The following is a 5,569-nucleotide window of genomic DNA, read 5'->3' on the forward strand; positions in this document are numbered from 1 at the left end:
GAGCCGATCCAGGGGCCGGCGCCGAGCGCGGCGCGGGCGCCGGCCCCTGGATCGGCCCCTCGAACACCGGGATGGGTCCCGTCCGCGGGCCCGGGTCCTCGAACACCGGGATCGGGCCGGTCCCCGGGCCCGGCTCCCCGGCCGGCGCCGACACGGACGCCGGCGCGGACGCGGGCGCGGCGTGCCGTCCCGACGGGAGCCGCAGCACCGACCCGCCCCGCTCCTCCCGGCCGCCGCCGACGACCGAGCCGACGGGGACGAGTGCGTCCTCCGCGCGGCGGGTGGTGAGGGCGGGCCCGGCCTGCGCCGGGTCGCCCTCGTCCGGGACGACGAGGCCCTCGGGCAGCAGGACGATCGCGGTCATGCCGCCGTACGGGGACGTCCGCAGCGTCACCTTGATGCCGTGCCGGCGGGCGAGCCGGCCGACGACGAACAGGCCGAGCTGGGCGCTGTCGGACAGGTCGAACTCGGCGGCGGTGGCGAGCCGCTCGTTGGCGCCGGCGAGGCTCGGCTCGTCCATGGACAGGCCGCGGTCCTCGACCTCCAGCGTGAAGCCGTGCGAGACGGCCTGCCCCTGCACCTGCACGGTGGTGTGCGGCGGCGAGAACGCGGTGGCGTTCTCGATCAGCTCGGCGAGCAGGTGGATGACGTCGGCGACCGCCGGGCCGACGATCGCGGCGCGCGACATCGGCGCGACGTTGACCCGGGTGTAGTCCTCGACCTCGGACGCGGCGGCGCGGGCGACGTCGACGATCGCGACGGGGCTGCGCCAGCCGCGGCCGGGCGCCTGCCCGGACAGGATGATCAGGCCCTCGGCGTGCCGCCGCATGCGGGTGGCGAGGTGGTCGACCCGGAACAGGTCCTCCAGGTCGTCGGGCGTCTCGATGCGCCGCTCCATCGCGTCCAGCAGCTTGAGCTGGCGGTGCAGCAGCGTCTGGCTGCGGCGGGCGAGGTTGACGAACACGTCGCTGACGTTGCGGCGCAGCGTCGCCTCCTCGACCGCGCCCTGGATCGCAGTGCGGCGGGCGGCGTTGAAGGCGTCCCCGACCTGGTCGATCTCGCGGGTGCCGAACGCCAGCGGCGGCGCCTCGGCGGTCACGTCGACCTCCTCGCCGCGGCGCAGCCGGCGGATCACGCCGGGCAGCCGGACCTCGGACAGGTCGATCGCCTCGCGGCGCAGCCGGGCCAGCTCCCGGATGACGGACCGGGCGACCCAGATCGCGAGGACGAGGGACGCGGCGACGGCGACGAGCCCGAGCGCGCCCGCGAGGACGACGCGGGTGATGATGCCGGCGGCGATCGGCTCGGCGCGCTTCTCCGCGCCCTCGGACACGGCGAGTTCGAGCCCGCGCAGCCGGGTCAGGTTGGAGTCGGCGGTGGTCTTCCACAGCACGCCGGCGTTCCCGGCGCTCTTCTTGACGTATCGGGCGGACCCGACGAACCGGTTCTCCAGCGTGCGGAGCCGGCCGTACTCGGGCATCGCGACGACGCGCTGGTAGTAGGCCTGGTCGGCGGAGCGCAGCTCGGCCGCCGCGTACCCGTAGAGGGCGCGCTGCGTCCCGACGAGCTTGACGAACCGGGCGTGCTCGGCGGCCGTCATCCGGCCGGCGGCGAGCGCGCCGGCGAGCAGCGCGTCCTCCTGCGCGAGGACCTCGCGGGCGCGGGTCAGCGACGCCTCGTTGCGGGCGTCCTTGGCGACCTCGGAGTTGTCCAGCGTGGCGAGGGAGCCCTGCAGCGCGCCGACGTCGCCGAGCAGCGCGGTGTAGTCGGCGAACGCGCGGTCCCGGTCGATGGCGCCGGTGTCGATGGCGCGGCGCCGGGCGGGCAGCCCGTCCAGCTCACTGATGATCTTGTCGGCGATCGTGCGGGTGTGCTCCGGCGCGGCGCCGCGGGCGCCCGCGTCGTTGGCGAGCCGGCGGAACAGGTCGGCCTGCCGGTCGGTGACCAGCCGGCCGGACTCCATCGACGCCCTGTCGCCCTCCGCGCGGCCGCCGAGGTACACCATCGACAGCCGCCGCTCCGCCTGCAGCGCGCTGCCGAGCGCGCCGGACGGGTACCCGTAGTGGTCCTGGACGGTCTTGACGTGCCGGAGGTTGAGCCCCTCGCCGAGCGCGATGCTCGCGGCGAACGCCCACAGGACGCCGAGGGAGACCACCGAGACGGTGACCATGAGGACGACCTTGAAGCGGATGGACCGGAATCGCGCTGCCTTGGGAGCCCGCCGGTGGCCGGCGGCTGAGTCCGTGGTGGTGCGGCCTCGATTTGGCACTGCGGCTAGAACTTTCACTCGTTCGGACGGCTGGCGGGACGGCGGATGTGCGGTGCGGGACGGACGGGTCTGCGGTGCGGGACGGGTCGCGGGTGAACGGTAGGAGAGCCTAAGACCGTCCGGCGCCGTGTGTCGACAGTTTCCGGATCATCACGTTTTGTGTGCACAGACGGACGAAAATACCCCTACGATGCCTCAGCGTGATGGATCGTTCTCCATACGCGACGAAAAACGCCGGGTCGCGCCTCCGCACGCGCAGGTCGCGGACGGTGCTCGCCGCCGGCGCGCTGTCCACGGCCGCCGCGCTGACCGCCGGATGCAGCGGCGACTCCGCCTCCGCCGCCACCCCGCCCGACATCCCGATGATGCAGGAGCTCGGCACCCCGGAGGGGCGGCTCGACCTCGTCGCCTGGACCGGCTACGCCGAGGACGGCTCCAGCGACAAGACCGTCGACTGGGTCACCCCGTTCACGAAGGCGACCGGCTGCCAGGTGCACACGAAGGTCGCCGACACGTCCGACTCGATGGTCGCGCTGATGAAGACCGGCCGGTACGACGGCGTGTCGGCGTCTGGCGACGCGAGCCTGCGGCTCATCTACGGCGGGCTGGTCGCGCCGGTCAACACCGGTCTGCTCAGCAACTACGGCGACATCGCCAAGTACCTGAAGAACCAGCCGTACAACTCGGTCAACGGCCAGATGTACGGCGTCCCGCACGGCTACGGCGCCAACATGCTGATGTACCGGACGGACAAGATCCCGCAACGTCCGACCTCGTGGAGCGTCGTGTGGGAGAAGGACTCCCCCGCCGCCGGGCACGTCGTCGCCTACGACTCCCCGATCTACATCGCCGACGCCGCCCTCTACCTGAAGGCGCACCGTCCCGACCTGAAGATCAAGGACGTGTACGAGCTGGACGAGGAGCAGTTCCAGGCGGCGATCGACCTGCTCAAGCAGCAGCGTCCGATGGTCAACCAGTACTGGGCGAACTACCTGGACGAGCTCCAGTCGTTCAAGAGCGGCTACAACTACACGGGCACCGCGTGGCAGGTGACCGCGAACCTGGCCCTGGCGGACAAGGCGCCGGTCGCGACGACCCTCCCGTCCGAGGGCGCCACCGGCTGGTCCGACACCTGGATGGTCTCCTCGAAGGCCCAGCATCCGACCTGCATGTACAAGTGGATGAACTGGATCACCACCCCGAAGGTGCAGGCCGAGGTCGCGCAGTGGTTCGGCGAGGCGCCCGCCAACCCGAAGGCGTGCCGGTACACCGCCAAGGGCTTCTGCTCGACGTACCACGTCGGCGACCCCGAGTTCTACAAGCGCCTCGCCTTCTGGAAGACCCCCGTGGAGGACTGCGGCGACGACCGCGGAAGCACCTGCGTCGACTACTCCCGCTGGGCCCAGGCCTGGACCCAGATCAAGGGCTGAGCCCCCGGCGGCCCGGCTGGAACAAGCGCCCATGCCCCCGAGTTACCGGGGTATGGGCGACTATGGCAGGCAGCTGGAGTTCGGTTACTTCCTCGTCCCGAACGCGGACGACCCGCTACTGGAGACGGCCCGCGCCGCCGACCGCGCGGGCCTCGACCTGATCGGCGTGCAGGACCACCCCTACCAGCGCCGCTACGTCGACACGTGGACGCTGCTCAGCATGATCGCGGCCGTCACCGAACGGGTGCGCGTGTTCCCGGACGTGGCGAACCTCCCGCTGCGCCCGCCGGCGGTGCTGGCCAAGGCCGCCGCGAGCCTGGACGTCCTGTCCGGCGGACGCGCCGAGCTGGGCCTCGGCGCCGGTGGCTTCACCGAGGCCATCGAGGCGTTCGGCGGCCCGTCCCGCACCCGCAAGGAGGCCGCGGACGCCCTGGAGGAGGCCGTCACCGTCATCCGCGAGATCTGGAGCGGCGAGCGGAACCTGCGCTTCGCCGGCGACCACTACCACCTGCGCGGCGCCAAGGCCGGGCCCGTCCCGGCGCACCCTATGGAACTGTGGCTCGGCGTGGGCGGCCCCCGCGGCCTCGCCCTCGTCGGACGCGCCGCCGACGGCTGGCTGCCGTCCTCCACGTGGGCCACCCCCGACCGGCTTCCGGACCTGCACGCACGCATCGACGAGGCCGCGACCTCCGCCGGACGCGACCCGGCCGAGATCCGCCGGCTCTACAACGTCTCCGGGAAGATCACCGACGGGTCGTCGGAGGGGTTTCTGCGCGGCCCGGCGTCCCAGTGGGCGGACGAGCTGACCGACCTCGCCGTGGGCTCCGGCATGGACACCTTCGTCTTCTGGGCGGAGGGCGACGACCAGACCGCCCAGATCAGGCGGTTCGCGGACGAGGTCGTCCCGGTCGTCCGCACCCAGGTGGCCCGGGAACGCACCGCCTGACCCCGCTCGCCGGTCAGCGGTCGCGGCGGGTCGTCAGGCGGACGAGGGCGAGGAGCTCGGCGGACGGGGCCGGGGCCGCGCCGGTCAGGTAGGCCTGGGCCTCGGCCATGAGCGTGTCGGCCTGGGCGGTCGCCCAGGCGCGGGCGCCGGTGGCCTCGATGAGGGCGGCGGCTCGCGCGGTGTCGTCCGTCGAGAGCGGTTCGTCGCCTAGATAGAGGTCGGCCAGCTCGACGGCGGCCGGGTGGGAGGAGGTCAGCGCGGCGACGACCGGCAGCGACTTCTTGCGGTTGTGCAGGTCGGAGCGGACGGGTTTGCCGGTGACGGCGGGGTCGCCCCAGATGCCGAGCAGGTCGTCGGTGAGCTGGAAGGCCAGGCCGAAACGCTCGCCGAACGTGCGCAGGCGGCCGGCCTCGGCGGTGGTGGCGCCGCCGTACAGGGCGCCGAGGGCGCAGGCCGCGCCCATCAGTGCGCCGGTCTTGCGGCTCGCCATCGTGAGGCACTCGTCGAGCGTCACGTCGTCGCGCTCCTCGAAGGCGAGATCCGCGCACTGGCCTTCGACCAGGTCGATGACGGCCCGGGCGAGGATGCGGACGCCGTGCGCGACCGCTTTCGAGTCGGCGACGGCGAGCACCTCGTAGGCGGCGGCGAGCAGGCCGTCCCCGGTCAGGATCGCGGCGTTCGTCCCGAAGACCGTCCAGGCGGTGGGGCGGTGCCTGCGGGTCGGGTCGCCGTCCATGACGTCGTCGTGCAGGAGCGAGAAGTTGTGCGCCAGTTCGACCGCCACGGCGGCCGGCAGGGCGGCGGCGGCCGTCCCGCCGGCCGCCTCCGCGGCCAGCAGCTGTCCCTTATACACCTCTGACGCTGCCGACGAAGAGGATAGGGTGCAGCCACGGGCACCACGCACCACTACAAACACAAAGACAG

The 5,569-nt window shown here is 72.9% G+C and carries 4 protein-coding genes; 2 read left to right on the plus strand and 2 right to left on the minus strand.

Annotation, left to right across the window (positions count from 1 at the left end):
* Nucleotides 1-2,170: nitrate- and nitrite sensing domain-containing protein (locus HUX53_RS26905; RefSeq protein WP_176406019.1), on the minus strand; the 2,170-nt coding region annotated here is incomplete at its 3' end.
* Between the two features lie 302 nt (nt 2,171-2,472).
* On the opposite strand from HUX53_RS26905, the gene HUX53_RS26910 reads away from it, so the two are divergent.
* Both HUX53_RS26910 and HUX53_RS26915 read left to right on the plus strand, forming a co-directional pair.
* Nucleotides 2,473-3,699, plus strand: a complete 1,227-nt coding sequence (locus tag HUX53_RS26910; RefSeq protein ID WP_176406020.1) for an ABC transporter substrate-binding protein — start codon at nt 2,473-2,475, stop codon at nt 3,697-3,699.
* Between the two features lie 52 nt (nt 3,700-3,751).
* Nucleotides 3,752-4,645, plus strand: coding sequence for an LLM class flavin-dependent oxidoreductase (locus tag HUX53_RS26915; RefSeq protein ID WP_176406021.1), 894 nt, complete (start codon nt 3,752-3,754; stop codon nt 4,643-4,645).
* Between the two features lie 13 nt (nt 4,646-4,658).
* Here HUX53_RS26915 and HUX53_RS26920 read toward each other — a convergent pair whose 3' ends face one another.
* The gene (locus HUX53_RS26920; RefSeq protein ID WP_309237451.1) at nt 4,659-5,498 is read right to left on the minus strand and encodes a polyprenyl synthetase family protein; all 840 of its coding nucleotides are present in this window, start codon (nt 5,496-5,498) and stop codon (nt 4,659-4,661) included.
* Between the last annotated feature and the right edge of the window lie 71 nt (nt 5,499-5,569).

Origin of the sequence: Actinomadura sp. BRA 177 (assembly GCF_013372625.1) — a bacterium.
Classification (GTDB): domain Bacteria; phylum Actinomycetota; class Actinomycetes; order Streptosporangiales; family Streptosporangiaceae; genus Spirillospora.